Below are 26,858 nucleotides of genomic sequence, written 5' to 3'. Positions count from 1 at the left end.
CTAGAAACGCTGCACGATGATTTGCATAATTCAGTACAATAAGGGCTTCATTATGCAGATGTCAGGCGGCATGTTAAGGAAGGAGGACTTGTTCTGATTGAATTTCGCAATGTTAACAAGCACTATGGTCATTTCCATGTACTCAAGGACATCAATCTTACAATTGAGGAAGGTCAGGTCGTCGTTATTATCGGCCCTTCGGGATCAGGCAAGAGCACCCTGCTTCGTTGTATGAACCGGCTGGAGACGATCTCCGGGGGACAACTGATTGTTAACGGAGTTCCTCTTCATGACAAGCGCGTGGACATCAACAAATTCCGCAGGGACATCGGCATGGTGTTTCAGCATTTCAACCTCTATCCGCATAAGCGGGTTGTTGAGAATATCATTCTCGCACCCATGAAGGTGCTTGGCGTCTCCAAGGCAGAGGCTTCGGCTACAGCCTTGACTTACCTGAAGCGTGTTGGCATCGAGGATAAAGCCGATAGCTATCCGGCGCAGCTATCCGGAGGTCAACAGCAGCGTGTTGCCATAGCACGTGGTCTCGCCATGAAGCCGAAGATTATGCTCTTCGACGAACCCACCTCGGCGCTGGACCCCGAGACAATCGGTGAGGTGCTGGATGTCATGCGCTCATTGGCTCATCAAGGCATGACCATGGTCATCGTTACGCATGAAATGGGCTTCGCCCGTGAAGTGGCAGACCGCGTCATATTCATGGATCAGGGACAGATTCTGGAAGACAGCACACCTGCAGAGTTCTTCGCTGAACCCAGGGAAGAGCGTGCACGCACATTTCTCAGCCGTTTGATCAATCATTAATCTAAATACAAAAGTAGAGAAAGGGGATCATCTCACATGAAACAAAGAATTCAATGGAATGTCTCCATGCTATTACTCGTATCCTTATTCCTTATTCTTGCTGGTTGTGGCGGAGGTACCGACAGTGGCTCAAGTAATGCTGGTACCGGAGGCGGTGAAGAGACTACTGCTCTGGAAGCTATCAAGGAACGTGGCAAGCTCATTGTCGGGGTGAAGAATGATACCAAGCTCTTCGGCCTCAAGAATACAGCCACTGGGGAGATTGAAGGCTTCGACGTTGATGTAGCTAAAGCGATTGCCAAGCAGATATTCGGTGATGAGAGCAAGGTAGAGTTCAAGGAGGTTACCTCCAAGACGCGTATTCCATTACTTCAGAACGGCGAGATTGATATGATCGTTGCTACCATGACCATTACGGAAGAACGTAAACAGCAGGTGGATTTCAGCGAAGTATATTTTGAGGCAGGACAATCGCTTCTCGTTCGGACAGACAGCCCGATTACAGGTATTGATTCGCTGGACGCTTCCACGAAGGTACTGGCAGTTAAGGGCTCTACATCCACCAAAAATATACGGGAGAAAGCTCCGGACGCCACCGTGCTTGAATTCGAGAACTATCAGGACGCCTTCAATGCGCTCAAGGCCAACAAAGGCGATGCTCTGACTACAGATAATGCGATCCTGCTTGGGATGCAGCAACAGGACCCAAGCTTCCATCTGGTGGGCGGCAATTTCACTGACGAGCCTTACGGTATCGCTGTGAAGAAGGGGAATGAGGCATTGCTCCAGGCAGTGAATGATACCTTGACTGAGCTGCACAGCAGCGGTGAATATGACACCCTCTACGAGCAATGGTTCGGCACGAAGCCTGAATAGGCCCGAGAACCAGCATGTACAAGAACTAGCCAGGTACTAGAACCCCCTATCCCACAAATGTGACAACCTAGCTTTTTCAAAATGGCGGAAGGAGCCGCAAGCTGCGAGCTCCTTTCTTTCATGGTGAGTCGAAGATCATCTTGTTCCCATATCGTCTGATGCAACGGAGGTGTGATGACACTAATGCTTGATTTCGACATCAATGTACTATTCAACAACTGGGATCGCTATATAGACGGCTTCCTGACGACCCTTCAGGTCAGTCTGATCGGACTGGTCGGCAGCTTCATTCTGGGTGCCCTGATCGCTGTCTTCCGGATCGCACCAGTCAAGCCTCTTAATTGGTTCGGAACAGCCTACGTCGAATTTTTTCGAAATATTCCACTGTTGATTACTGTATATTTGTTTTACTATGGTCTGGGCTCGTTCGGGGTGAACTTCGATGGGTTCGCAGCGGGGACGATCGGCCTTACTATCTATACCTCCGCCTACGTCGCTGAAGCCATTAGAGCAGGCATTCAGACCGTACCCAAAGGACAAATGGAGGCTGGTCGCTCCTCAGGTCTCAGCTACAACCAGACGATGATCGAGATCATCCTGCCGCAGGCCATCAAAATCTCCCTACCTGCCATCGGTAATCAGTTCATCAATATGTTCAAGAATTCATCCATCCTTGCCATCGTAGCTGGGGCGGACCTAATGCTCGTATCTGATCAGATTAACTCTGATATTTTCATGCCTGTCAGCGTGTATGCTTTTACAGCCATGTTCTATCTGGTTATTACGCTGCCACTTAGCTTCGGGGTGCTGTATCTGGAGAGACGATTGGCCAAAACATCCTAAGGAGGGAAGCCCGACATGGATACATTTTTCACATGGACGAACATCAGATTCATTCTGGACGGCTTCCTGCTTACGCTAGAGGTCGCGTTATATTCGATACTCATCAGTACAGCCTTAGGCATATTGCTCGGGGTGCTGCGCTATACTCGGCTACCAGTCATCTCGCAGATTTCTGCGTTCCTTATTGATATCATCCGCAATCTGCCACTCCTGCTCATTATCTTCTTCCTGTTCCTCGTGCTGCCAGCCGTCGGGTTCTCCGTTCCATTAAAGTGGTCTGCCATCATCGGTCTATCTGTATTTGAAGCAGCCATGATTGCGGAGATTGTGCGTAGCGGCCTCAATTCGGTGGATAAAGGCCAGATCGAGGCAGCCCGTTCCTCTAGCCTTAGCTATACACAGACATTATGGCACATTGTACTACCTCTGGGTCTACGCAGAATGGTGCCTCCAATGGTGAGCCAGTATATTTCGCTCATGAAGGATACGTCACTGGCCGTTATCATATCACTACCTGAACTGACGCATAGTGCACAGATTGCTGGAGCACAGAACCAGTCTTTTGTAATACCTGCCCTGCTGTTCGCAGCTTTCCTGTATTTTTTTGTAAACTATGGCATGTCACTCATCGCCAAGCGATTGGAGGTCCGCACATAACCCGACTTATAGGTCTGGTATGAAGAAAAAAGGAAGGCCCCTCGCAGAAGGAGCCTTCCTTGCCTGTTCAAGCTAAGTTTTTACCACTTCAATCAAGCTAACATTGCCCGGGCAATTCTTATTCCCGCTGCCCCAGCTTGCGCCAGTCCCCTCGTAATACCTGCGCCGTCTCCCCCGCAGTATAGCCCCTTAATCTCCGTCTGGAGATTGGAGTCCAGCTTGGGCCGTGCCGAATAGAATTTGGCTTCCACGCCATAAAATAGTGTATGCTCGGAAGCGATACCCGGCGTTACCTTATCCAGCGCCTCCATCATTTCAATCAGACTGCGCATGGTATTGTAAGGCAACACCAATCCTAGATCACCAGGTACGGCCTCCTTCAGGGTAGGCTCCAGGAAGCCCTCCTTGATCCGGTTGACAGTGGAACGCCGCCCTCTTATGATATCCCCGTATTTCTGCACAATCACACCACCGCCAGACAAGTCATTGGCACGCTTGCAGATTTCACGGGCATATTCATTAGGCTTATCGAATGGTTCAGTGAAGCTATGCGATACGAGTAAGGCAAAATTCGTGTTGGCCGAGCCAAGAGCCGGGTCCTTGTAGGAATGTCCATTGGCTGCCATAATCCCACTATGATTCTCGACCACCACATGACCGGATGGATTGCTGCAGAAGGTACGCACCCGGGTTCCTACTGAAGTATTATAGATAAATTTCCCTTCATACAGATGCTCATTGATCTCCTGCATCACCACATCCGACGTCTCAACCCTCACTCCGACATCCACCTGATTGTTGTACATCTTGATCTTGCGCTTCTTCAGCAATTCTGCCAGCCACACAGAGCCGTCACGTCCCGGTGCAATCATGACCCGATTAGCCTGATAGGTCTCCCCATTCTTGAGCAGGATCCCGCTCACATGATAGTCAGAATCCTTCTTCTCTGCGAGAATATCCTCCACCTCAGCCTTGAAGACCATGTCGATCCGTTCCTGCAAATATTCGTAGATGGATTGCAAAATCTGAAGGTTCTGCTCCGTTCCCAGATGCCGCACCTCTGCACGCAATAGCTTCAAGCCTGCAGCATATCCTCGCTGCTCAATACTGCGTACAGTCTCAGTAGTAGGATCTGTAATTACTGTCGTTGCCCCATGCTCCAGATTAATGGAATCCACGTATCGAATCAGCTCCATTACCTCGGAAGGAGCTATATAATCTGTCAGCCAGCCCCCGAATTCGGTAGTCACATTGAACTTACCGTCACTGTATGCTCCTGCCCCGCCGAATCCGGCTGTAATCGAGCAGGCCGGGAGACATCCGGCATGATCCTTCTTCCCTGCTGGAGGTGGGCACAGTGCAATCTTGCCCTCCAGAATCGGACAGCGCCTACGATAAATATCATGTCCCTTGTCTACCAACAGCACCTTCCACTCCGGTGCCCTCCTGCTCAATTCGTATGCTGCGAAAATTCCCGCCGGGCCTGCCCCGACAATAATGACATCATATGCTTTCATAGCGTCCTCCCCACATGAGCCTGCTCCACCACGGCCTTAAATGAGCGCACAAAAAAATCCCGGCTCTCCATAGGTATGCCGAAGCAGCCTATTCGTAGCCGGGAATTTACGGTTCCCTGTAGAAACCCTCAATCCTGATTATTGAGGTTATACGAACGTTGATTAAATACTGACTGAATGTTGACTAACTGATCATTGAATGTTAACAAATGTCGATGGGTCGTCAAGCTAATGTACGATTCTAGGGTCGAAGGAGCTTCCCTTAATCTCCCCTAACTCATTGTATGCCAGTAAACACGAATGTGTCAAATGATTATTGAAATAACGTTCGTGTTTTAGGGACATCTCACTATGAACACTCCTCTAGCATGCTTAGCTTGTATGCACCCCTAACTTCACTCTCGCATACTATTATATTGACAAGAGTGGCCTTAACCGTTAATATCTTCGTTGTGTCAAGATTGCCAACCATCTCTTAACAGGGATATGACATGGAGATCCGATCTCCCGCTTGATCCATGAAGTATACAAGGGAGCCTTCTCAGGCTAACCTATGTAATTGTACATATATTGCGGATGATATTGACGGGAGAGACCTGCCAGCAAGAGCAGGGCACCGAAGGAGCAAGCTGCACGGCACCCGGCCGACAGTTAATCTCTCAGGTACCCGTACCGTCAACGGACGCGCCTCTGGAGAGAGCGTAAGCCACCAAAGGGGTAAGGCGGGGGATCGCAACCAAGAACCCGCAGCAAACTCTCAGGTACACAGGACAGAGATAAGGGATCACTTCCTTATCCTGTCCTTTTTTGTGCTGACATGACGCGGCAGGATTAGAGTGAACAGATGAATATTAGTGGATACTGAAGGCAAATCATCATGTACAGGAGGAGTTCTTATGCGCTTTAAAGATGTGTTTTCCATTATTGGACCCGCTATGACCGGTCCCTCCAGCTCGCACACAGCAGGGGCCGTCCGGCTCGGACGCATGGCCCATCACTGGGTAGGTAGTACACCCGAGCGGTGTGTCATGACATTATACGGCTCCTTCGCTGATACGTACAAAGGGCATGGCACTGATTTGGCATTACTCGGAGGCTTGCTGGACTATAACACTGATGACGCGAGGATCATTGATGCAGAAGAGCAGGCCAGACGGGCCGGAATGACTTATGAGTTCGTCACAAGCTCGCTACCTGCACTTCATCCCAACACGGTACGAATTGATGCATGGCAGGCCGGTCGTAAGTCCACACTCGTAGGCTCTTCCATAGGCGGCGGGAATATTCAGGTACAGCAGCTCAACGAATTTCGTGTCAATTTGACAGGAGAGCTCCCGATCCTGACCCTGCTACATTCAGATAAGCCTGGTATGCTGGGGGCCATAACTACGGCCTTAGGTGCATCCGGTGTGAATATTGCCTATATGCACGTAGACCGCACCGGTCGGGATGGAGAGGCACTATCAGCTATAGAGACAGATAGCATCATTCCAAGACCGCTTCTGGAATATCTGCAGTCTCTCACCTACATGTACGAGGTGAAGGTGATGGATATTCGTAACACGGCAAAGTAAGCATCAAGATTAGGTTAGGAACAGGAAGGGGCTAGTCACATGCGATTTCGGCATCTGCGTGAATTAAGCGAATTATGTATACAGGAATCCAAGACGATTGGCCAGTTGATGCTCGAAGAGCAATCCAAGGAGAGCGGCAGCTCTCCTGAAGAGATTTACATCCAAATGGCCAAATACTATGAAATCATGAAGGAGGCTGTCCACCGGGGACAGACCGAGGACACGGTATCCCGTAGCGGATTGACTGGAGGAGACGGTAAGCGCCTGGCCGAATACTTGCGTACAGGAGAGGCCTGCTCCGGTGATGCATCGGCCCTTGCTATGGCTTATGCACTATCCGTATCGGAGGTGAATGCCTCCATGGGACGGATCGTAGCTACACCGACCGCTGGTTCGTGCGGTGTCATTCCGGGTGTATTCATCAGTGCGCAGGAGAGATTCGGCTGGGAGGATGAGCATATGGTTCATGGCTTGTTCGCGGCAGGGGCTATCGGCTATGTCATTGCCAATAACTCCTTCATCTCTGGAGCTGAAGGCGGCTGTCAAGCCGAGATCGGCTCTGCCATTGGAATGGCCGCAGGTGCGATGGTAGAACTTAGAGGAGGCTCTCCTGAGCAAGCTATGCATGCAGTCGGACTGGCATTGAAAAATACGCTTGGACTCATCTGTGATCCGGTAGCAGGATTGGTAGAGATCCCTTGTATCGTTCGCAATGGACTCGGTGCCGTAACAGCCTTGGCTGCGGCAGACATGGCCCTCGCCGGCGTGCGTAGTGCCATTCCTTCCGATGAGGTCATTGATGTGATGCTGGAGGTAGGAAGTGCGATGCCAACCCAGCACCGAGAGACTGCCAAGGGCGGGCTTGCCCAGACTCCTACTGGACGTCGTATGACGGAAGGACTCGCTAATCCGAAGAAAAATGCTGCTGCTAACAGCAACCAGCCCATCGGACACGAATAATGTAAGACACTCTGATGTTCTGTTCATTCCGTTCAGTAGATCGCCTATCAGCTGTGCTTTCATAGCCATCTTGTCATTCATCTAACAGCTCCAAATGCGAATGTAGAATTACGTAGGTTAATTGTAATTCGTAGCCTAGTAACAAACATGCCCCTTGATGAACGATATCCGTTCGCCAAGGGGCATGTTCTTTTCGTGTATAGAAATCTGTTTTCGTATCATTCCTATTGCACAGTTACATTTACTCTCGTAGTCTTGCCTGCATACTTAATCGTAATCGTGGCGCGGCCTTTGCTTTGCGCCTTGATTTTGCCATCCTTCACTGTAGCTACCGTGATCTTGGAGGACGTCCAGAGCGCAGGCTTGGTTACATCCTTGTCTGTCCCATCCATGAAGGTGGCTGTAGCCGTCAGTTGTGCTGTTTGCCCTGCCGTCAGAGTCAGCAACACCTCATCTGTCTGCAAATACTTCAACGTATCTACATCTACGCGTACGGTATAAGTTTTGCCGCCATAGTTACCTGTAATGCTCGTCTTACCGTAGGCCACCGCTGTAATTTGGCCATCCTTCACCGTAGCTACCTTATAATTGGAAGTCTTCCACTGAGCTTGGGAAGTAACATCCTTTGTGCTACCATCGCTAGATTTCATAGTGAGCTTAACCGTCTTTTTGTCCCCACTCTTGAGCGACAAAGCGACTTCACTTGCCTCTACACTGGTCGCGATGTCCACTTCAACGGCGAAGGTAATCCTCTGATTACCGTAGCTTGCTGTAATATTTGTTTTACCGCGGCTATTAGCATTTACTAGCCCTTTACTAACCTCGGCTATTTTGATATTACCTGTCTTCCAATCCGCATCAGCAGTAACATCGACTCGATCTGTGCCTTTAATCGCGAACACTTTGAGCTGCTTCGTTTCCTGTGCACCCATGATAATTAATTGCGTCTCGGTCTCAAGCTTATCTACCAGACCTACCTCTACATTCATCGTGTACTTCTTGCTGTTGTAGGTAGCTGTAATAACTGCTTTACCCGAGGATTCACCCTTGACGAGACCCGCACCTGTGACCGAAGCGACTGTAGCTGAGCTAGTTGACCATTCCGCATCCGCAGTAACGTCCTCAGTTCTTCCATCGCCATAATCCGCAGTCAGCTTCGCTTGATAAGTTTCATTCAAATCAATGGTCAGCGTCTTCGTAGATAGTGTGACGTCACTCGGTACATCAACAGCTACCTTCACTGTAGCGTTCTTGCCACCGTAGGAGGCAGTAACTGTCGCCTCACCTGATTTGTAGCCTGTAACTTCGCCCTTGCTAACGAAGACTGTGTCACTGTTACTGGAGGTCCAGTTTGCTTTAGCCGTGATATCCTCTGTCTTACCGTCGATATAAGTTGCTTTCAAGGTAAGCTGTTTGCTTTCCTTCGCCTGCAGCGATACCTTCTCTTCGCTCAGATCTAGGTATCTGGCTGTCTCGACATCTACTTGAATGTTGACAGTCTTATCGCCATATTTCGCCGAAATAACAGCCGTACCTGCAGCATTGGCCATAATGTTCCCCTTGTTGACAGAGGCCACTGACGCGTTGCTGGAGGTCCATGTGCTATCATTTGTCACAACTGCTGTGCTGCCATCTGGATATACCGCTGTAATCTCAATCGCTTTTGTAGCATCCAGGTACATGAATACGTCAGATTCACTGGCCTTCAGCTTGCTTGTAGTGTCTACATCTACAGCAACTGTAGCCGACATTGTGCCGTATTTGGCTGTGATAGTAGCCTGTCCTGCGCTATAGGCAGTAATCTCACCCTTCAGTACATCCGCTACAGTCGGATTGCTGGAGCTCCACTCTGCCTCAGCCGTTACATCCTTCTCTGTACCATCAGGGAAGGTTGCCTTGACCGTCACTGACTCCTTATCCTTCAGCAGCAAGGAGAGTTGACTTTGGTCTACATCCAGACGCTTCACGACGTCTACCGATACGGGTACCGTGACCGTCTGCTTGCCATATACTGCTTTAATTGTAGCTGTACCTGCTCCTACGGCTGTTACTTTACCGTTCAGCACGGTAGCTACACCATCATTATCCGTCGTCCAGTCTGCCTTATTAGCTACCTCAGCAGTAGAATTGTCAGTGTAAGTAGCTGTTAGCGCGATATTAGCCGTCTGGCCAGAACGCAGCTCCAGCTTCTGCACATCCTTGGTTAACCCTTTTACCTTTTTGGTAACACTAACGGCTACCGTCTGATGAAGACCTTGATAGCTAGCACTAATCACAGAAGTCCCTTCAGCCTTGGCAGTGATGGTTCCGTTATATACGGTAGCTACTGCTGAGCTTTCGGTACTCCAATCCGTATCCACCGTTACATTCGTGGTCTTTCCTGTGTCATACACCGCTGTAGCTGTCAAAGAGGCGGTATCTCCCGTTTGTAATGTCACTTCATTGGTTGACAGCACCAGTTTTGTCAGAACCGGATCTGCAGCTGAAGCTACACCGGCAAAAGATCCAATACTCGTCATCAGCATCACTAACACCAAAAACGCAGACCATTTTCTTTTCAAAATAAGTGTCCTCCCAATTACGATAAATATCTCGTCTGTTCTTTTTTCGACGAAAGCACAGGAATTATTTAGGTTTTTAATCAAAAAGGACGACATTTTCATCCCTATGAACGCAAAATGATTCTTAGTACCTACGTTCCCGCAGACCCTAAGAACCATACAGAATGACGCCACCTTTGTAACAATATGTATTTTTTACAATAAAGAAGTTATTTTAACAGATCACTCACCGTCTCGGCCCAGCGCTCCACGACATCACCTGGCTCACGCAGCTTAATCTTGAAGCCGGACACCACCTCTGCATATGACGCTTTGTCCGCACGAACGGCTACCACTCTAGCTTCAAAGCGTTCACGCCTGTAGCGTACTCCCTGTAATTCCGGTAGCTGTGTTAGCATCATGCGGACATAGTATACGATTCCGTCTTTACTAATCACCAGCTTGGCTTTACCTGTGCGCAGGATATTGTTCGTAGTGCGTGTCCCGGGCCACAGCGATATCCGCAGTCGCTCCTGATCCAGCGCCACGACCTCACCCACACTAACCATGGAGGTATGAGGCCACTCGTCCGAGCTAATCGTCAGTAACTGGAAAGCCTCTTGCTGCTTGTCACCCAGATCGCGTCCATTCAATAGTTCTACCAACATAGGGGGTAGAGCCGACTCCTTCATGATTCACAACTCCTTTATACGGGGGATATATGCACTAATGGTATTCTCACCCTAGTCTACCACAATTAAATCCCTAGCCCCTAGCGGAGTTTGCTGCTAGCTCTGTACTCGGTAGGGGTCATACCACATTTGCGTCTAAACACCTGTGTGAAATGACGCATGTCGTGGTAGCCGATCTTCTCTGCAATATCTGCGAGCTTAAGCTGTGGTTGGAGCAAGAGGTTCTTCGCCTCCTCCATTCGTAAAGAGATCACATAGTCTTTATACCCCTGCCCTGTCTTCTGCTTGAACAGCTGGCTGAAATAGACCGGATTCAGGAATACGACTGAGGCCACCCGCTCCAATGACAAATCCTCTGTATAGTGAGCTCGGATATATTGCAACGCTACGTCAATGGTGTGAACGCTGTCCTTCAAGCATGCGTTACTGTCTGCCGCTTCCCTCTCCAGTGGTGTACTTCGCAGCTCCCCTACTACATCAGGAAGTCTGGTGAATTCTTCATGGGGACCGGAATGTGCCACCTGAAAGGAGATTTTCAGATAGCGACGCAAATGAGCCCGTAGCTGCTCAGCCACTCGTTGTCCTTCAGAGATATCGTCCAGTCTTGCGATCCCAAGCAAGCTATGTCGATCCAAGCTGACTACGAAGCCATGCCCTGCAGATTCCAGAAGCTCAGACAGGACATTCTCGATAATAAAATGCTCCAGATGAGTCTTGCGCTGAACGGCTTCCATACGAACCATGTAGAGGTGAAAATCAGGGTAATTCTCCACGAAAGGCTGAATATCAAGCTTTCCAGTATCAAGCCCCAGTGCATACCGTTGAAAGACAGCCTCACGGAGATAACCAAGGCTGCTCCGCAGGAGCTTGCCCTCTTTCATCCGAACAGATTCAGCCTGAGCTTCATCGGCCAGACTTTCCACACATTCCAGTAGCTTCTTCTTGCCAATCGGCTTCAGCAAATAATCCTTGGCTCCCAGGCGAACTGCTCGCTGTGCATACTGAAAATCAGAATGCGCCGAAATCACAACCCATTGCAGATGAGGATGCTTGCGCTTTGATATTCTCATGAATTCCAACCCATCCATGCCTGGCATTAGAATATCGGTAAGAACAATATCTACGGGATGCTCCGACAGAATCATCGCCGCCTCCTCCGTTGACGAGGCCGCATAGATTTGGCTAGACGGCCAGGCTTGGCTGAGCGTGCGTCCAATACCCTGTCGAATCATTTGCTCATCATCAGCGATCAAAATATTCATCTACATTCTCCTCCTCATGCGGAAGTGGAAGCTCTACAGTAACGGTAGTTCCTACTCCGGGTTGTCCGGATATCCGAATCCCGTAGTCCGAGCCGAACATATGATGTAGACGAAGCTGCAAATTCTGTAGCCCGATGCCAGCCCCGCCAGCATGGCTATCATATTTTCCAGGCTCCAGCAGCGCCCATCTCACCTGCTCCAGCCGCCTCTCATCCATCCCTACGCCATTGTCCATAATGGTCAGATACAAGCGCCCCTCCCGGCGACTGGCGATCAGCCTCAGCTCTCCTTGTACATTCTCTCCCTGCTGATTGGTATGAAGCGGCTCCAGGCCATGCTTAACGGCATTTTCAATCAGCGGCTGTAGCGTCATCTTGGGTACACGGATATTCAGCCACTGCTCATCAATATGCACCTTGACCCCCAATCGCCCTTGGAGGCGTGCCTTGATGATGGTCAGATAATGACTGATCTGTTCTACCTCCTCGCGCAGCGTCACATTCGCGCCCTCGTGCCAGTGACTGCTGTATCTGAACATATGCGACAGGGAAAGGACAAGCTCTCCTAATTGATCCTCATTCTTCTCATCCAGCATCCAATAAATCATATCCAGTGTGTTATACAGAAAATGCGGATTCACCTGCGTCTGCAGCGCATGAAGCTCGGCATTCTTCTCACTGACAGAGGATATCTTCACGATCTCGATCAACTCGGCTATGCGTCCAACCATATGATTGAAGGAGTCCACAAGCTGGTTCACCTCCTGATACGAGGTTACCTGCAGCGTACCCCTGAAGTTCCCCGTCTCCACTCGCTTCATCTCCCGGATCAGGCGCTTGAGCGGCAGTGAGATTCTTTTGGATATAATAGAAGCAATCAAAGCAGAGAGAATAATCAGTGCAGGTGCTACTATGAGGAGATAACGCTGTGTCTGTGCCAGCTCTACATTCAAGTCCTTGCTTGGCGTGACGCTAACGACGGACCAATCGACAAAAGGGAGCTGGGATGCAATCATAATCTGTTGATCTCTGCGCTCCACCACCACCGCATCTGCCCCTACAGCTTCTGGCCCCTGTATGACAGGTGGTGGTCGGGAGGTAGTGGCTGACACAATTCGGTTATCGTGTCCGATCAAATACACCTCGCTATTGGGACCAAGACGCAAATTATGCAATGCAGCCTGGATTGAACGTGGCTCGGCCTCGAATAATACGATACCAATCGGCTTATGCTCATCCAGATCGTAGAGCTGGCGTCCGAACGCAAAAACTGGCCTCTTCTCCATTTGGTCAATGACCGAATTCGGATAGACGCCAAGCCAGGCTATTTTCCCCTTCGCGCGCTCAATTTCCTGATACCAATCAGTCTGCGCATAGTCCCGATCAATTACATTCATATAGTTCCCGTAGCTGTACACTCTGCCTGAGTTGGTAAGCACATGAATCCCTATTAAGTCTGTTCTGGAATAATAAATGGCCCCGAGCGTATTCGTAATCTTCTGTTCGCTAATATAGGCGGCCTCAGGAGCAAGCTCCGTACTTGTTCCTAGCAGGCGGACCAATTCAAAATTGTTCGTAATCGACTTGGAGAGACTGCTATACGAATCCAGCAACAGGCTGAACAGCCCAGCGGTCTGCGACACATTTTTGCGTGCCAGATCACTGATCTTGTTGTGATATTCTGCCGCTGTGCGGTTGTAGAAGAGCAGACTGATTGCCAGCACAATACCAGCCATACAAAAAAGAAACAGCACGAACAAACGATATTGAATGGATTGAAATCCTTTAAGCAAGCAGATTACGCTCCTTTCTCGCTTGTGCTGTTTCTTCTTCGCTTGTTAGATGATCCACTACCCCTTCACTGCACCAGCAACCATTCCTTTGGTAATTCGCTCTGAGAGCACAAAGTAGATGATGATGACTGGCAGGGCTCCCATGACGAGATAGGCTCCAATATTGCCATAGTTGACGGAAAACTGACTGACGAAGGTGTATATGCCAAAGGGAAGGGTCTTGAGACGCTCCGAGGAGATGAAGGTCGCGGCCAATATATACTCATTCCATATATTAATGAACGTTAGAATACACACCGTCATCACTGGAGGCAAAGAGATGGGTAGAATGATGCTTCGATAGATCCGATAGATGCTGGCACCATCCATGTACGCCGACTCCTCAATTTCATGGGGGATCGAGCGCATGAAGCCACTTAGAATAAATACGGCAATGGGTGTCTGAAAGGCAATATAGGGAAGGATTAATGATAAATGTGTATTGAGAATTTTGATATTCTTGAACATGACCATCAACGGCAGCAGCGTAGCCTGCATCGGAATCATCATGCCTACAAGAAAGACGAGCATAACGATTGAGCCATAGCGCCAGCGGAACCTGGTAATCGCGTAGGCTGTCATGGAGCTGAGCAGAATGACACAGACCATCGTAATGCTGGTTACGAACACACTGTTGGACAAGTATTGCAGATAGCTACCCGATTCATAGGCTTCCTTATAATTCTGCCACTGTGGGACATCAGGAAGCGCGAAGAAGCTACCGCCCAGGATCTCCTCATTCGTCTTGAGTGAATACGTCAAGAGCCAGAATAACGGGTAGATCTGGGTCACGACCAGGACCGCCAGCAAGGCGTAAATGAACGATTTTTTCACTACTCTCATCTGCTGCTCGGCCTCCTTAGCTTACCTTATTTTCGATTCGTTTGAAAACAAAATTAATGATGATGGTGAACACCAGACAGAACACTACGAGAAACGTCGCCAGCGCACTGCCATAGCCGTACTTCATGGACAAGAACGACATGTTATACATATAGGTAGCAACTGTATTTGTAGCATTAGCCGGCCCGCCTCCCGTCATGACCCAGATCAGATCAAAGGATTGCAGTGAACCGATAAATGCCAGTACAATTGATATTTTCAAAATGGGTACAATCAGGGGAAAAGTGATATGATAGTCCGCCTTGAAGCCTTCTGCTCCATCAATCTTCGCCGCCTCGTACAGCTCGCCGGGAACATTCTGTACCCCCGTGAATTGAATCAGCAGATGGTAGCCAAAATACTGCCATAACGCCACAATATAGATTGAATACATCGCAATCGCGGGCTCCGTCAGCCAGTTGCGCACCCAATCCTCCAATCCCAGAGAGATCAGCACACCGTTAATCATGCCGCCCATGGAGGCGGGGTTATAAATAGTCTTCCAGAGCTGACCAATGATGACAACGGACAGGATGACAGGCATAAAATACAGAGTTACGAGTGAGTTAGCCTTGCGTACATATCTATTCAGCAATATCGCAATGAACAGACAGATTGGAATCTCGGCCATAGAGAAGACAGCGAACATCAACGTCCGCTTCACGGCTGGCCAGAACAAAGGATCATCGAACAGAAACTTCTGAAAGTTGTCCAGTCCAATGAATCTGGCTCCGGCAATCCCGTTCCAGTCCAATAACCCGGTATAGATCGATACCAGAATCGGAATGAACACCATGCATACATATAGCAGCAAGCAAGGCAGAACGAATATCGCAATTGTACGGGCACTGACCTTTAGCACATTCATGATTTACCTCCTTGTCTCATCTCTATCCCTAACAAATCTATCTGTAGCCAAGAGAAGGGAAGGACCGGATGGCCCCTCCCCCATTGCAGATGGTCAGGATGGTGATCAGTTCAAGATCCTCAGGATTGCTTATTGTAGCTTTGGTGGGAAGCTGTGAGCAGATTTATTTATTGGCCTCAAAGGCTGCCTGATGCTCCTGAGCTACCTGTGCAGAATCCACCTTTTGTACGAATAGGTTCTGGATGCTGCTGAGATGTACCTGAGTTACTGCAGGATTCATAGTGTTGTCAAATGCAAGGTCGCCACCCTTAATGTTCTTGAACAGATCATTCAGGCTTACGGCCAGATCGGAGTAGCCAGCAGCTTTGAAGTCACCTTCAATTTTATGTCCGCTACCGACAGCATTTTTCAGCTCGAACTGTACCTTCGGCATTTCCGTGGAGAAGTAGTGCAGGAAGTCCTTGGTTTCTTGTAAATGCTCGCTGTTCGCTGAGACTGCGAAGGCACTGCCTGGTGCAAGCATGTATTCATTCAGATCACCTTTTCCGTTCACCGTCGGGAATTGGAAGGCTCCTACTTTACCTGCCACGGATGATGCATCAATCGCGCCTGTCTCCCACGTTCCCATGATATACATAGCAGATTGCCCCGTACGGAAAATGTTTCCGCCCGCATTGTAGTCAATAGAGGTAGCTCCATCCGGGAAGGCTCCGGCTTGCACCAGCTCCTGGAACGCGTCAACGGCTTCAATAAAGGCAGGATCGTTAAAGGTCTTCTTGCCGTCCATGACGTCCTGCAGGAAGCCAGGTCCATTGGTCCGCAGCAGCACATTCATAAAGAGGAACGATCCGGTCCAGGAATCCTTCTCACCAATGGCAATCGGTGTAATGCCCTGAGCCTTGAGTGTCTTCACAACCTCCAGCAGCTCGTCGAAGGTCGTTGGTATTTCTTTGATACCAGCTTTCTCGAAGATCTCCTTGTTATAGAAGACAACCTCAATGTTATTGCCGTCAGGTACAGCATACACATTGCCATCAAAGCTGTAATAGTCCAACAGACCATCCTGATACATGCCGCGCAGGCCATCTTTATCGACCATATCGTTCAGTGGCGCCAACAGGCCCGCCTCGACGAACGGCTTCATCTGTGCCGCCGGATTTACGATAGTAATGTCTGGTACCTCCTTGGAGGCTGCTTGCGTCTTGAGCTTCAGCTTTTGCTGATCTGTATTGAGGGAGTCCAGCTCGATCTTTACGTTGGGGTGATCCTTCTGGTATTGATCCACTAATTGTCTCATCATCTCGTAGGATGGTGTGCTTGGATCGGGATAAATGTTCTGGAATGTGATGGTTACTTCCTTGCTGCCCGAATCCCCTCCTTCGGTAGCAGGACTTTGGGATGGACTGCCTTCCTGACTGCTGCAGGCTGCGAGAATGAAAATCATGACGCTTGTCAATGCGATAGCAAGCGCTTTCATCTTTCTCGTATTCATGACCCTTTCCTCCTCATCGTATTGAGCATTTCGCGACCGACTGTCTGTAGACTTTCTCTCTGCACAAAACACTCATGTGATATATGTATTATCTTCCATCTTTATAATGTGAACAATGTTTGAACTTAGGAAGTCGGGTTTGTTTTTTTAAGGCAGTTCTGTCAGCGAAATAGAAGCACTTGATTCCAGCCTAGAAGCACCTACAATCAGCCCTCTACGAGTATATGATTTGAAATTGCACATACCATCCTTGCCGATTACTATTGCATTTCTGAAATTAAGCATTATAATAAGACTTAAGAATTACTGATAATGATTATCATTATTAAGTTAATAAATACCTGCTGAGGACTACATAGCATTATTGCCTCAAGCATACCTTGATAGGGGGAATAGCCTGGTGAGTGCCGCCACGCGCAAGACTTCTCTTCACATTGATGATTATCTCGACCTGCTCAATCTGGCTATTCAGGTACAGGATAAGAGATGGCAGAGAGAAATTCACCGCAAGCTGCAGACATTGCTCTGCACTCGTGAAGAAGCTGACGTCTAGATTGCATGATGTGATTACTTAAATACCTGCTTGATTACTTGATTATGTGACCTAATGACTTCATCTGTGATCTCATAAGATGGTAAGCGTATGAAGAGTTTTGTTCATATCCTTTCGGGGTCTAGTTCGGCCCATGTGGCCCTTCTTATAGTTTCAAAAAAAACCATCTAGAAAAAGCTAACCTGCGACTACATCGGGTTAGCTTTTTTTAGTGGTTCAGAGATGAAACTGTCGAATCGAGGTCATTTTCATCTATAGGCTGTCTAGCTTATAGAACCGCCCAGCGGCTTGATAGAAAGGGTGTATACATAGTTCTTGTTATAATCGGCAGATTTCGTTAGGGCAATGTCCTTGTTCTGGACAGCCGCACAGGAATCGTAGATCCTCCAGATTGCGGACGACAATTTTGCCTTCCTTCGTTTCCAGAATACCTTGTTCCTTGAACGAATTTAACATCCGGTTCACACTTTCACGGGTTGCCCCAATCATCTCCCCGAGCTCGGTATGATTCAGCTTCATGCTAAGGGTAATTCCGTCCTCATCCTGAGTGCCGCACGTATTGCATGCACGGATCAAGGTCGAAGCCAGTGCACCCGCTTTTCCATACAACAGCAGATCTCTAAAACGCGACTCCATGATGCGCTGCTTGAGATTGTACCATTTTACAAATTGAAGACCCAGATCTCCATGCTTGGCAATTAGCCCCTCCAGCTCCTTAACTTGTATAACGCCAACCTCACAAGCATCCGCTGTCTCCGCAGTACTATTATAATCCTCGCTACCAAAGCCGCCGAAGTCGCCAATTACATCACCTTTGCGCTGAATCGTTAGAATGAGCTCTTTGCCATCCTCCGTCGATTTACGCAGCTTAATCCGTCCCGAACGTATATAGTATAGCTGACCGGCTTCTTCCCCTTCCATGAACAGGGTATTGCCAGCTTTTACTTTCTTCCATGTCATAATGGTCTGCAGCAACGCAAACTGGTCATCATTCAAAAATACGTGTATTCCCTGCCGACCTGTGCCCTGTTTTCCGTCTACACGTTGCATATAAGTTGCTGGCATGTTCACCGTCTCCTTTTGCTTTCCTGATACTTCTATCATAATGGTATAGCCTCAAATCCGTTATCAGGAGAATACCTGATTTTGTCCTTCGCAATTCCCTGATTTGTTGTGACGAAAGTCACTTCCTTGGCTGGAAAAATGTGATACTTCTGCGCTCTTACAGGGATTTTATCAAAACCAGTGTTTCTCTGTAGTAAAATAAGGGTTTTCCCTTAGTCCCTTTTCAGACGCAAAGATTTACAATGGAATAGTGGAAGTGTTCACAAAGTTGAGATATCGGTGACCTGCCTTGAAATTCTATTATCATAACAAAAGGAATCAGACTTAATAATATATATTGCAGTTCGACTTGAAAAAGGAAGTGTTGTGTGATGGTTGATATAACTGTCGAGTTATGCAAGGAGCTTGAACTCCTGCGCGATAGTATATCCAGTGACGTCGTCGCAGTAGCCTGGATAGATCAAGGGGACAGCTATTTTCGTTGGCGATATGTGACAGGCTGCCGCAGTGAGCGATATCGGCGCATATCGTTCAAATCCGGCTACGGTGTGGCTGGTACAGCTATCCGACTCGGTCGCACAGTGACGGCCAATCCCCTTGTACCAGGTGCCTCACGGCTTCGTCAGGAGTGTGCACTGATGCTGGCTGAACAGCTACATTCCGCTGTGGCCATTCCGCTACATGACGACAGTACGCCGCTACCGCAAGGGGTCTTGCTCATCGGCAATCGTAGTGCCCGAATCTTCCTGCCTCAGGAGCTGGCAGTGACTGAAGAGGTTGCACGACAGATCGAATGTATGCGTCATTCGGAGCAAGCAAGATAAGGAACTCTCAAGAGTGCAAATTGGTTATGTGCTCGCGTACTGCTCATCTAAATGTAAGACCAAAGAATCCTTCATTGGTAGGATTCTTTTTTTTTGCTATGATATTGTTAACAGCTTCATCTTTATGAGCTGGCAGGAGGGATAACGTTTGATTCGTATACTTGTAGTGGATGACCATGTCGTTGTCAGATCCGGCCTGATTGCCTTACTGGATGGCAAGCACGATATGAAGGTCATTGGCGATGCCGCAGACGGTGACGAAGCTATACTTAAAGCAGCCGAGTTGTTACCGGATGTGGTTCTAATGGATTTTAGTATGCCTCCGGGTAAAGATGGTCTCACAGCCACGAAGGAACTGAAGAAGCAGCTACCCGATATCGAGGTTCTTATTTTGACAATGCATGATGATGAAGAATATCTGTTCCGCGCCATTCAAGCTGGAGCATCCGGATATGTTCTAAAAAGCGCCCCACATGAAGAGCTGCTATCAGCTATTCAATCGGTCGCTGGTGGAAGTGCCTACCTCTATCCAAGCGCAACCAAACGCCTGATGAGTGAATATCTGGATAAACTTAAGCAGGATGGCGCTTCAGGCCCTTATGATACTCTGTCTGACCGTGAACGTGAGATCTTGTCCTGGATTGCCAAGGGATATTCTAATAAGGAAATTGCCGAACATCTGGTTATTAGTGTGAAGACAGTCGAGACACATAAGAGTAATCTGATGGAAAAATTAAATCTTAGAACCCGGCCTGAGCTGGTGAAGTTCGCCATGAAGAAGGGATTGTTGAACTATGAGTAGTCCGAAGGGGACCCCGAAGCATGTCATTGGTCAACAAGCCTCCTCCTTGCTTCAGGAATTGGATCACTATATACCTGACCCAGTTTTCCGAGAATCCTTGCGATATTCACTACATCAGCTATCAGATCTCAAATTCGCGTTGGATGAGTCTTCTATTGTGGCAGTCACAGATCCCAGGGGTATCATCAAGTATGTAAATGACAAGTTCTGCGAAGTATCTCAATACTCCAGGGAAGAATTAATCGGCCAAGACCATCGACTTATCAACTCAGGGTATCATTCGGTAGATTTCATGAAAAATCTGTGGCGCACCATCTCCTCAGGACAGGTATGGAGAGGCGAGATTCGCAACCGCGCCAAAGACGGCTCCTATTATTGGGTGAACACGACCATTGTGCCTATAAACGACGAGAATGGCCGGCCCTATCAATACCTTGCTATTCGTAATGAGGTCACACAGCTGAAGAAGGTAGAAGGCGAGCTCCAATTCATGATGACCCAGGTCATGCAAATTCAAGAGGAGGAGCGTAAACGCATCTCACGAGAGCTACATGATGGGATCGGACAAAGCTTGTTCTCCTTGATCATTCAGATCGATCAACAGTTGTCAGGTAATGCAGACAGCAAGCTCGCCCAGCTTCGTAAGCAGGTCACCTCCATTATGGAAGACGTACGCGGCCTGGCTTGGGAGCTTCGCCCCTCGGTGTTGGATGACCTGGGGGTCGTGCCTGCTGTTCGTACTTATATTGAGAATTATACCAAGCATTACGGAATTACCGTTCAATTTCAGTGCAATCTGCGTAAACGTCTTGAGATAAAGAAGGAAATTGTTATGTACCGTATTGTGCAAGAGGCACTAACCAACATTGCCCGGTATGCAGACGTGTCAGAGGCTCAGGTAATTCTGGAGGATCGAGGTACTGAAGTGTGGAGCTGTATTCAGGATAAGGGAGCGGGCTTCACACCAGGCACCTCTTCCAGCGGAGTAGGATTGTTCAGCATGGAGGAAAGGGCGAGAAGTGTCGGAGGGCAGTTGATCATTGATTCTCAGCCTGGAAATGGGACACGGGTAGAGCTGACCATGCCAAAGAACCAGGATGATGCGCTTGAGAAAGCCTAGCAGCATGAAGCAAACAAGGAATTATTGATACACATGTTGATACACATATTTGTGGATATAATAAATGAATTAACATACAGAACATACTCCCAATTAGATATAAACAACAAATGATGAACGACAAATCCCCTCACTAATGCAGCGAGGGGATTTGAGCAAAAAAAAGAGAGAGCCTTGTCCGAGACGGGCTCTCTTATCTATAAGGTGTCACAACTGGTGTGACAAGAATCCGCATAAAGAAAAGCGGGTGATGGGAATCGAACCCACGCTACCAGCTTGGAAGGCTGGAGTTCTACCATTGAACTACACCCGCAAATACAATCGGGACGACACGATTTGAACATGCGACCCCCTGGTCCCAAACCAGGTGCTCTACCAAGCTGAGCTACGTCCCGATATCATAAGATTATTCCATAGATAAAAGTATCTTTGAAATAACGATTGTAAGTGAATATGGCGTCCCCTGAGAGATTCGAACTCCCGACCTTTTGATTCGTAGTCAAACGCTCTATCCAGCTGAGCTAAGGGGACATATAGGGCCAAAATAAATTTGGTAAAGGCGCCACCCAGATTTGAACTGGGGAATCAAGCTTTTGCAGAGCTTTGCCTTACCACTTGGCTATGGCGCCGTATGATATGGAGCGGACGACGGGAATCGAACCCGCGACCCTCGCCTTGGCAAGGCGATGCTCTACCGCTGAGCCACGTCCGCATAATAATGGTGCGGTCGAGAGGACTCGAACCTCCACGGGGGGTTAGCCCACACGGACCTGAACCGTGCGCGTCTGCCAATTCCGCCACGACCGCAAATAATACATGGTGAGCCATGAAGGACTCGAACCTTCGACACCCTGATTAAAAGTCAGGTGCTCTACCAACTGAGCTAATGGCTCTCAATAAGAGAGTAAATGGCTGGGGATATAGGATTTGAACCTATGCATGACGGAGTCAAAGTCCGTTGCCTTACCGCTTGGCTAATCCCCAATATTAATTAAATCAAGGGCGACCGATGGGACTTGAACCCACGAATGCCGGATCCACAAACCGGTGCGTTAACCCCTTCGCCACGATCGCCATAATTTAAAAAAACTGGTGGAGGATGATGGATTCGAACCACCGAACCCGTAAGGGAGCAGATTTACAGTCTGATGCGTTTGGCCACTTCGCTAATCCTCCACAGTGGTGCCGGCGAGAGGACTTGAACCCCCAACCTACTGATTACAAGTCAGTTGCTCTACCAGTTGAGCTACACCGGCAAATGTTCACTTCAATAAGTCTAATGGTGGCTCGGGACGGAATCGAACCGCCGACACGAGGATTTTCAGTCCTCTGCTCTACCGACTGAGCTACCGAGCCAAATACTAATATGACTTATCCAAGAACATGGCCTATTCTATTAAAAACACAAATGGCGGAACTGACGGGATTCGAACCCGCGATCTCCTGCGTGACAGGCAGGCATGTTAGGCCTCTACACCACAGTTCCATGAGTTACTTTCAATCGCTTGAAAGATAATTGCGGGGGCAGGATTTGAACCTGCGGCCTTCGGGTTATGAGCCCGACGAGCTACCGAGCTGCTCCACCCCGCGATATTATATTATGGTGGAGGCTGAGGGGATCGAACCCCCGACCCTCTGCTTGTAAGGCAGATGCTCTCCCAGCTGAGCTAAGCCTCCATATTTATGACTCGTATGGGTTGCGTCTTACGATGTGAGCCGACTGCGTGTAATTCTTCCGAAGCTTATGCTCCGACGAACCTCTAGGGGTTCTCATTTTTCATCGGCTATGGGATAGCCTTATGACCCGTAGGGGATTCGAACCCCTGTTACCTCCGTGAAAGGGAGGTGTCTTAACCCCTTGACCAACGGGCCTTGATAACTTGTACTATACACTATGAAATTGAGTTGGCGGAGAGAGAGGGATTCGAACCCTCGCACCGCTTACGCAGTCTAACCCCTTAGCAGAGGGTCCCCTTATAGCCACTTGGGTATCTCTCCGAGTAGCGGCGGAGGGGATCGAACCCCCGACCTCACGGGTATGAACCGTACGCTCTAGCCAGCTGAGCTACACCGCCACCTATATATAGTAATTCAATAGTGTACAAAATGGCTCCCCGAACAGGACTCGAACCTGTGACAACTCGATTAACAGTCGAGTGCTCTACCAACTGAGCTATCAGGGAAAATTTTTGGTGGAGCCAAGGGGGATCGAACCCCTGACCTCCTGCGTGCAAGGCAGGCGCTCTCCCAGCTGAGCTATAGCCCCAAATTATTTAATGGATGATGGTGGGCCCTAGTGGACTCGAACCACTGACCTCACCCTTATCAGAGGTGCGCTCTAACCAGCTGAGCTAAGGGCCCTAATATGTATAATTGCTCCTCATCCAAAAAAGCTTGCTTGGCGGCGTCCTACTCTCCCAGGACCCTTCGGTCCAAGTACCATCGGCGCTGGAGGGCTTAACGGTCGTGTTCGGGATGGGTACGTGTGGAACCCCTCCGCTATCGCCACCAAACGAGTGTTTGTGAAACAAACACGGTATGCGAAACATTTGGTACAGCACATCTGTGCGTATAAATGTTGCAGCATATGATTCAAGGTGTTACACCCTGAAAACTGGAACCGAAACGAATCATTGCATTTTACTTTAGGATAAGCCCTCGACCGATTAGTACTGGTCAGCTCCATGCATTACTGCACTTCCACCCCCAGCCTATCTACCTCGTCGTCTTCAAGGGGTCTTACATACTGGGAAATCTCATCTTGAGGGGGGCTTCACGCTTAGATGCTTTCAGCGCTTATCCCGTCCGTACATAGCTACCCAGCGGTGCTCCTGGCGGAACAACTGGTACACCAGCGGTACGTCCATCCCGGTCCTCTCGTACTAAGGACAGCTCCTCTCAAATTTCCTACGCCCACGACAGATAGGGACCGAACTGTCTCACGACGTTCTGAACCCAGCTCGCGTACCGCTTTAATGGGCGAACAGCCCAACCCTTGGGACCTACTTCAGCCCCAGGATGCGATGAGCCGACATCGAGGTGCCAAACCTCCCCGTCGATGTGGACTCTTGGGGGAGATAAGCCTGTTATCCCCAGGGTAGCTTTTATCCGTTGAGCGATGGCCCTTCCATGCGGTACCACCGGATCACTAAGCCCGACTTTCGTCCCTGCTCGACTTGTAGGTCTCGCAGTCAAGCTCCCTTCTGCCTTTGCACTCTTCGAATGATTTCCAACCATTCTGAGGGAACCTTGGGGCGCCTCCGTTACTCTTTAGGAGGCGACCGCCCCAGTCAAACTGCCCACCTGACACTGTCCCCGCACCGGATTACGGTACCAGGTTAGAACCTAGATACGATCAGGGTGGTATCCCAAGGACGCCTCCACAGAAGCTTGCGCTCCTGCTTCTACGGCTCCCACCTATCCTGTACAGATCGTACCCAAATTCAATATCAAGCTGCAGTAAAGCTCCATGGGGTCTTTCCGTCTTGTCGCGGGTAACCTGCATCTTCACAGGTATTAAAATTTCACCGGATCTCTCGTTGAGACAGCGCCCAAGTCGTTACGCCATTCGTGCGGGTCAGAATTTACCTGACAAGGAATTTCGCTACCTTAGGACCGTTATAGTTACGGCCGCCGTTTACTGGGGCTTCGGTTCATAGCTTCGCCTTGCGGCTAACCACTCCCCTTAACCTTCCAGCACCGGGCAGGCGTCAGCCCGTATACTTCGCCTTGCGGCTTCGCACAGACCTGTGTTTTTGCTAAACAGTCGCTTGGGCCTTTTCACTGCGGCCCCCTCGGGCTATTCACCCTACCGAGGCACCCCTTCTCCCGAAGTTACGGGGTCATTTTGCCGAGTTCCTTAACGAGAGTTCTTCCGCGCGCCTTAGAATTCTCTTCTCGCCTACCTGTGTCGGTTTGCGGTACGGGCACCTTCACCTGACTAGAGGCTTTTCTTGGCAGTGTGAGATCATGACCTTCGCTACTGTAATTTTCACTCCCCATCACAGCCCAGCCTTACGATGTGCGGATTTGCCTACACATCAGCCTCACTGCTTGGACGGACATCCATCAGTCCGCGTCACTACCCTCCTGCGTCCCCCCATCGTTCATAACGGTTTACGGTGGTACAGGAATTTCGACCTGTTGTCCTTCGACTACGCCTTTCGGCCTCGCCTTAGGTCCCGACTTACCCTGAGCGGACGAGCCTTCCTCAGGAACCCTTAGGCTTTCGGCGGATCAGATTCTCACTGATCTTTTCGTTACTCATACCGGCATTCTCACTTGTATGCTGTCCAGCGCTCCTTACGGTACACCTTCAACCTGCATACAACGCTCCCCTACCCCTGATGCAAGCATCAAGCCATAGCTTCGGTGGTGTGTTTAGCCCCGTTACATTTTCGGCGCAGAGTCACTCGACCAGTGAGCTATTACGCACTCTTTCAATGGTGGCTGCTTCTAAGCCAACATCCTGGTTGTCTGTGCAACTCCACATCCTTTCCCACTTAACACACACTTGGGGACCTTAGCTGATGGTCTGGGCTGTTTCCCTTTTGACAATGGATCTTAGCACTCACTGTCTGACTCCCGGAACTAAGTCTATGGCATTCGGAGTTTGACTGAGCTTGGTAACCCTTGCGGGCCCCGCACCCAATCAGTGCTCTACCTCCACGACTCTCTTTTCCGAGGCTAGCCCTAAAGCTATTTCGGGGAGAACCAGCTATCTCCGGGTTCGATTGGAATTTCTCCGCTACCCCCACCTCATCCCCGCACTTTTCAACGTGCGTGGGTTCGGGCCTCCAGTGCGTGTTACCGCACCTTCACCCTGGACAGGGGTAGATCACCCGGTTTCGGGTCTACGTCCACGTACTATAGTCGCCCTATTCAGACTCGCTTTCGCTGCGGCTCCGGCTCTTCACCTTAACCTTGCACGGGAACGTAACTCGCCGGTTCATTCTACAAAAGGCACGCCATCACCCATAGATCGGGCTCTGACTTCTTGTAAGCACACGGTTTCAGGTTCTATTTCACTCCCCTTCCGGGGTGCTTTTCACCTTTCCCTCACGGTACTGCTTCACTATCGGTCGCCAGGGAGTATTTAGCCTTGGCAGATGGTCCTGCCGGATTCATACGGGGTTTCACGTGCCCCGCACTACTCGGGATCCGTCTCGGAGGGTGTACCATTTCGATTACAGGGCTTTTACCTCTATCGCGGGCCTTTCCAGACCTCTTCATCTAGGGTACACCTTTGTAACTCCGTGTGAGACGTCCCACAACCCCAGGAAGCAAGCTTCCTGGTTTGGGCTAATCCGCGTTCGCTCGCCGCTACTGACGGAATCACTATTGTTTTCTCTTCCTCAGGGTACTTAGATGTTTCAGTTCCCCTGGTCTGCCTCTCCTTTGGCTATGTATTCACCAAAGAGTGACTACCTGTTACAGTAGCCGGGTTTCCCCATTCGGACATCCCCGGATCGAAGCTTGCTTACAGCTCCCCGAGGCATTTCGTCGTTCGCCACGTCCTTCGTCGGCTCCTGGCGCCTAGGCATCCTCCGTGTGCTCTTATTAGCTTAACCATGATTTTTGCCATAGGCAAAAGATCAAACCGCTAATAACTTTCACTTGCTTACACAAGTTCAGCTAAAAGATGTTCTAAAACGCAATGTTTCGTTTCGGTATCCAGT

At 49.3% G+C, this 26,858-nt stretch carries 19 protein-coding genes, 21 tRNA genes, 2 rRNA genes and 2 riboswitches; of the genes, 10 read left to right on the top strand and 32 right to left on the bottom strand.

The annotated features are described in order from the left end of the window. Positions 1 to 93 precede the first annotated feature (93 nt). The 4 genes from MKX74_RS01940 to MKX74_RS01925 all read left to right on the top strand — a co-directional run bounded on the left by MKX74_RS01940 (position 94) and on the right by MKX74_RS01925 (position 3,198). Entirely contained in the window at positions 94 to 822 is a 729-nt protein-coding gene (locus MKX74_RS01940; protein ID WP_028590415.1) for an amino acid ABC transporter ATP-binding protein, read from the top strand. 36 nt (positions 823 to 858) lie between these two features. Then, the gene (locus MKX74_RS01935; protein ID WP_341177311.1) at positions 859 to 1,698 is read left to right on the top strand and encodes a glutamate ABC transporter substrate-binding protein; all 840 of its coding nucleotides are present in this window, start codon (positions 859 to 861) and stop codon (positions 1,696 to 1,698) included. A gap of 183 nt (positions 1,699 to 1,881) precedes the next feature. Beyond that, complete coding sequence (locus MKX74_RS01930; protein WP_341180501.1) at positions 1,882 to 2,541, top strand: amino acid ABC transporter permease; 660 nt, start codon at positions 1,882 to 1,884, stop codon at positions 2,539 to 2,541. 15 nt (positions 2,542 to 2,556) lie between these two features. Further along, positions 2,557 to 3,198, top strand: a complete 642-nt coding sequence (locus MKX74_RS01925; RefSeq protein ID WP_341177310.1) for an amino acid ABC transporter permease — start codon at positions 2,557 to 2,559, stop codon at positions 3,196 to 3,198. A gap of 92 nt (positions 3,199 to 3,290) precedes the next feature. On the opposite strand, the gene MKX74_RS01920 is transcribed toward MKX74_RS01925, so the two are convergent. Then, a complete protein-coding gene (locus MKX74_RS01920) occupies positions 3,291 to 4,715 on the bottom strand; it encodes an NAD(P)/FAD-dependent oxidoreductase (protein WP_341177309.1) in 1,425 nt (474 codons plus the stop codon). Between the two features lie 75 nt (positions 4,716 to 4,790). After that, positions 4,791 to 4,890: riboswitch (purine riboswitch) on the bottom strand. Positions 4,891 to 5,291: 401 nt separating this feature from the next. After that, a riboswitch (glycine riboswitch) is annotated at positions 5,292 to 5,400 on the top strand. 211 nt (positions 5,401 to 5,611) lie between these two features. On the opposite strand from MKX74_RS01920, the gene sdaAB reads away from it, so the two are divergent. Next, entirely contained in the window at positions 5,612 to 6,289 is a 678-nt protein-coding gene (gene sdaAB, locus MKX74_RS01915) for an L-serine ammonia-lyase, iron-sulfur-dependent subunit beta (RefSeq protein WP_341177308.1), read from the top strand. A gap of 39 nt (positions 6,290 to 6,328) precedes the next feature. After that, the gene (gene sdaAA, locus MKX74_RS01910) at positions 6,329 to 7,249 is read left to right on the top strand and encodes an L-serine ammonia-lyase, iron-sulfur-dependent, subunit alpha (RefSeq protein ID WP_341177307.1); all 921 of its coding nucleotides are present in this window, start codon (positions 6,329 to 6,331) and stop codon (positions 7,247 to 7,249) included. A 224-nt stretch (positions 7,250 to 7,473) separates the two neighbouring features. Here sdaAA and MKX74_RS01905 read toward each other — a convergent pair whose 3' ends face one another. From MKX74_RS01905 to MKX74_RS01875, 7 genes are all read right to left on the bottom strand, one after another. Beyond that, complete coding sequence (locus MKX74_RS01905) at positions 7,474 to 9,810, bottom strand: Ig-like domain-containing protein (protein WP_341177306.1); 2,337 nt, start codon at positions 9,808 to 9,810, stop codon at positions 7,474 to 7,476. 209 nt (positions 9,811 to 10,019) lie between these two features. Next, the gene (locus MKX74_RS01900) at positions 10,020 to 10,481 is read right to left on the bottom strand and encodes a pyridoxamine 5'-phosphate oxidase family protein (RefSeq protein WP_341177305.1); all 462 of its coding nucleotides are present in this window, start codon (positions 10,479 to 10,481) and stop codon (positions 10,020 to 10,022) included. 80 nt (positions 10,482 to 10,561) lie between these two features. Then, the gene (locus tag MKX74_RS01895; RefSeq protein ID WP_018888261.1) at positions 10,562 to 11,743 is read right to left on the bottom strand and encodes a response regulator; all 1,182 of its coding nucleotides are present in this window, start codon (positions 11,741 to 11,743) and stop codon (positions 10,562 to 10,564) included. Then, positions 11,724 to 13,535, bottom strand: coding sequence for a sensor histidine kinase (locus tag MKX74_RS01890; protein ID WP_341177304.1), 1,812 nt, complete (start codon positions 13,533 to 13,535; stop codon positions 11,724 to 11,726). Before MKX74_RS01890 ends, MKX74_RS01895 begins: the two co-directional genes overlap by 20 nt. Before the next feature lie 57 nt (positions 13,536 to 13,592). Then, entirely contained in the window at positions 13,593 to 14,417 is an 825-nt protein-coding gene (locus MKX74_RS01885; protein WP_341177303.1) for a carbohydrate ABC transporter permease, read from the bottom strand. A 16-nt stretch (positions 14,418 to 14,433) separates the two neighbouring features. Then, positions 14,434 to 15,324, bottom strand: a complete 891-nt coding sequence (locus MKX74_RS01880; protein WP_018888258.1) for a carbohydrate ABC transporter permease — start codon at positions 15,322 to 15,324, stop codon at positions 14,434 to 14,436. Between the two features lie 163 nt (positions 15,325 to 15,487). Next, positions 15,488 to 16,816 (bottom strand): extracellular solute-binding protein, encoded by a 1,329-nt coding sequence (locus MKX74_RS01875; RefSeq protein WP_341177302.1) that lies wholly within the window; start codon positions 16,814 to 16,816, stop codon positions 15,488 to 15,490. Positions 16,817 to 17,216: 400 nt separating this feature from the next. Here MKX74_RS01875 and MKX74_RS01870 point away from each other — a divergent pair, with 400 nt between their 5' ends. After that, a complete protein-coding gene (locus tag MKX74_RS01870) occupies positions 17,217 to 17,369 on the top strand; it encodes a hypothetical protein (RefSeq protein ID WP_018888256.1) in 153 nt (50 codons plus the stop codon). A 318-nt stretch (positions 17,370 to 17,687) separates the two neighbouring features. Here MKX74_RS01870 and MKX74_RS01865 read toward each other — a convergent pair whose 3' ends face one another. Further along, positions 17,688 to 18,434, bottom strand: a complete 747-nt coding sequence (locus MKX74_RS01865) for a Crp/Fnr family transcriptional regulator (RefSeq protein ID WP_018888255.1) — start codon at positions 18,432 to 18,434, stop codon at positions 17,688 to 17,690. Positions 18,435 to 18,805: 371 nt separating this feature from the next. On the opposite strand from MKX74_RS01865, the gene MKX74_RS01860 reads away from it, so the two are divergent. From MKX74_RS01860 to MKX74_RS01850, 3 genes are all read left to right on the top strand, one after another. Beyond that, complete coding sequence (locus MKX74_RS01860; protein WP_018888254.1) at positions 18,806 to 19,258, top strand: GAF domain-containing protein; 453 nt, start codon at positions 18,806 to 18,808, stop codon at positions 19,256 to 19,258. Between the two features lie 148 nt (positions 19,259 to 19,406). Beyond that, the gene (locus tag MKX74_RS01855; protein ID WP_018888253.1) at positions 19,407 to 20,060 is read left to right on the top strand and encodes a response regulator; all 654 of its coding nucleotides are present in this window, start codon (positions 19,407 to 19,409) and stop codon (positions 20,058 to 20,060) included. Beyond that, the gene (locus tag MKX74_RS01850; RefSeq protein WP_341177301.1) at positions 20,053 to 21,180 is read left to right on the top strand and encodes a sensor histidine kinase; all 1,128 of its coding nucleotides are present in this window, start codon (positions 20,053 to 20,055) and stop codon (positions 21,178 to 21,180) included. Before MKX74_RS01855 ends, MKX74_RS01850 begins: the two co-directional genes overlap by 8 nt. Before the next feature lie 242 nt (positions 21,181 to 21,422). Here MKX74_RS01850 and MKX74_RS01845 read toward each other — a convergent pair. From MKX74_RS01845 to MKX74_RS01735, 23 genes are all read right to left on the bottom strand, one after another. Then, positions 21,423 to 21,493 (bottom strand) — tRNA-Gly (locus tag MKX74_RS01845). Between the two features lie 8 nt (positions 21,494 to 21,501). Further along, a tRNA-Pro gene (locus MKX74_RS01840) sits at positions 21,502 to 21,575 on the bottom strand. A 59-nt stretch (positions 21,576 to 21,634) separates the two neighbouring features. Then, positions 21,635 to 21,711: transfer RNA gene (locus tag MKX74_RS01835), tRNA-Arg, on the bottom strand. 26 nt (positions 21,712 to 21,737) lie between these two features. After that, positions 21,738 to 21,809: transfer RNA gene (locus tag MKX74_RS01830), tRNA-Cys, on the bottom strand. Positions 21,810 to 21,817: 8 nt separating this feature from the next. Next, positions 21,818 to 21,892, bottom strand: a tRNA-Gly gene (locus MKX74_RS01825). Between the two features lie 7 nt (positions 21,893 to 21,899). Further along, a tRNA-Leu gene (locus MKX74_RS01820) sits at positions 21,900 to 21,987 on the bottom strand. 10 nt (positions 21,988 to 21,997) lie between these two features. Next, positions 21,998 to 22,073 (bottom strand) — tRNA-Lys (locus MKX74_RS01815). Positions 22,074 to 22,089: 16 nt separating this feature from the next. After that, positions 22,090 to 22,164, bottom strand: a tRNA-Gln gene (locus MKX74_RS01810). Positions 22,165 to 22,181: 17 nt separating this feature from the next. After that, positions 22,182 to 22,254, bottom strand: a tRNA-His gene (locus MKX74_RS01805). Between the two features lie 16 nt (positions 22,255 to 22,270). After that, positions 22,271 to 22,356, bottom strand: a tRNA-Tyr gene (locus MKX74_RS01800). Between the two features lie 4 nt (positions 22,357 to 22,360). Then, positions 22,361 to 22,436, bottom strand: a tRNA-Thr gene (locus MKX74_RS01795). A 24-nt stretch (positions 22,437 to 22,460) separates the two neighbouring features. Continuing rightward, positions 22,461 to 22,536, bottom strand: a tRNA-Phe gene (locus MKX74_RS01790). A gap of 53 nt (positions 22,537 to 22,589) precedes the next feature. Then, positions 22,590 to 22,666, bottom strand: a tRNA-Asp gene (locus tag MKX74_RS01785). A 30-nt stretch (positions 22,667 to 22,696) separates the two neighbouring features. Next, positions 22,697 to 22,770 (bottom strand) — tRNA-Met (locus MKX74_RS01780). Between the two features lie 11 nt (positions 22,771 to 22,781). Further along, positions 22,782 to 22,857 (bottom strand) — tRNA-Val (locus tag MKX74_RS01775). A gap of 123 nt (positions 22,858 to 22,980) precedes the next feature. Next, positions 22,981 to 23,052: transfer RNA gene (locus MKX74_RS01770), tRNA-Glu, on the bottom strand. Positions 23,053 to 23,086: 34 nt separating this feature from the next. Then, positions 23,087 to 23,178 (bottom strand) — tRNA-Ser (locus tag MKX74_RS01765). Between the two features lie 3 nt (positions 23,179 to 23,181). After that, positions 23,182 to 23,255, bottom strand: a tRNA-Met gene (locus MKX74_RS01760). A gap of 32 nt (positions 23,256 to 23,287) precedes the next feature. Beyond that, positions 23,288 to 23,363: transfer RNA gene (locus MKX74_RS01755), tRNA-Asn, on the bottom strand. 7 nt (positions 23,364 to 23,370) lie between these two features. Then, positions 23,371 to 23,446 (bottom strand) — tRNA-Ala (locus tag MKX74_RS01750). A gap of 18 nt (positions 23,447 to 23,464) precedes the next feature. Then, positions 23,465 to 23,541, bottom strand: a tRNA-Ile gene (locus tag MKX74_RS01745). 35 nt (positions 23,542 to 23,576) lie between these two features. Next, positions 23,577 to 23,693, bottom strand: a 5S ribosomal RNA gene (gene rrf, locus MKX74_RS01740). Between the two features lie 133 nt (positions 23,694 to 23,826). Continuing rightward, a 23S ribosomal RNA gene (locus MKX74_RS01735) occupies positions 23,827 to 26,750 on the bottom strand. Positions 26,751 to 26,858: the final 108 nt, after the last annotated feature.

The sequence above is a fragment of the Paenibacillus sp. FSL K6-1230 genome (assembly GCF_038002385.1).
In the GTDB taxonomy this organism is placed as follows: Bacteria; Bacillota; Bacilli; order Paenibacillales; family Paenibacillaceae; genus Paenibacillus; species Paenibacillus massiliensis.
The sequence above is the reverse complement of the archived record's forward strand: the minus strand, read 5'-3'. Positions and strand labels throughout refer to the sequence as shown.

Excerpts from the sequence above, each read along its gene's own strand:
- MKX74_RS01930 (WP_341180501.1), top strand. The coding sequence starts at position 1,882 with ATGCTTGATTTCGACATCAATGTACTATTCAACAACTGGGATCGCTAT.
- MKX74_RS01850 (WP_341177301.1), top strand. The coding sequence starts at position 20,053 with ATGAGTAGTCCGAAGGGGACCCCGAAGCATGTCATTGGTCAACAAGCC.
- sdaAA (WP_341177307.1), top strand. The coding sequence starts at position 6,329 with ATGCGATTTCGGCATCTGCGTGAATTAAGCGAATTATGTATACAGGAA.
- MKX74_RS01920 (WP_341177309.1), bottom strand. The coding sequence starts at position 4,715 with ATGAAAGCATATGATGTCATTATTGTCGGGGCAGGCCCGGCGGGAATT.
- MKX74_RS01900 (WP_341177305.1), bottom strand. The coding sequence starts at position 10,481 with ATGAAGGAGTCGGCTCTACCCCCTATGTTGGTAGAACTATTGAATGGA.
- MKX74_RS01880 (WP_018888258.1), bottom strand. The coding sequence starts at position 15,324 with ATGAATGTGCTAAAGGTCAGTGCCCGTACAATTGCGATATTCGTTCTG.
- MKX74_RS01925 (WP_341177310.1), top strand. The coding sequence starts at position 2,557 with ATGGATACATTTTTCACATGGACGAACATCAGATTCATTCTGGACGGC.
- MKX74_RS01885 (WP_341177303.1), bottom strand. The coding sequence starts at position 14,417 with ATGAGAGTAGTGAAAAAATCGTTCATTTACGCCTTGCTGGCGGTCCTG.
- sdaAB (WP_341177308.1), top strand. The coding sequence starts at position 5,612 with ATGCGCTTTAAAGATGTGTTTTCCATTATTGGACCCGCTATGACCGGT.
- MKX74_RS01935 (WP_341177311.1), top strand. The coding sequence starts at position 859 with ATGAAACAAAGAATTCAATGGAATGTCTCCATGCTATTACTCGTATCC.
- MKX74_RS01875 (WP_341177302.1), bottom strand. The coding sequence starts at position 16,816 with ATGAATACGAGAAAGATGAAAGCGCTTGCTATCGCATTGACAAGCGTC.
- MKX74_RS01860 (WP_018888254.1), top strand. The coding sequence starts at position 18,806 with ATGGTTGATATAACTGTCGAGTTATGCAAGGAGCTTGAACTCCTGCGC.
- MKX74_RS01895 (WP_018888261.1), bottom strand. The coding sequence starts at position 11,743 with ATGAATATTTTGATCGCTGATGATGAGCAAATGATTCGACAGGGTATT.
- MKX74_RS01865 (WP_018888255.1), bottom strand. The coding sequence starts at position 18,434 with ATGCCAGCAACTTATATGCAACGTGTAGACGGAAAACAGGGCACAGGT.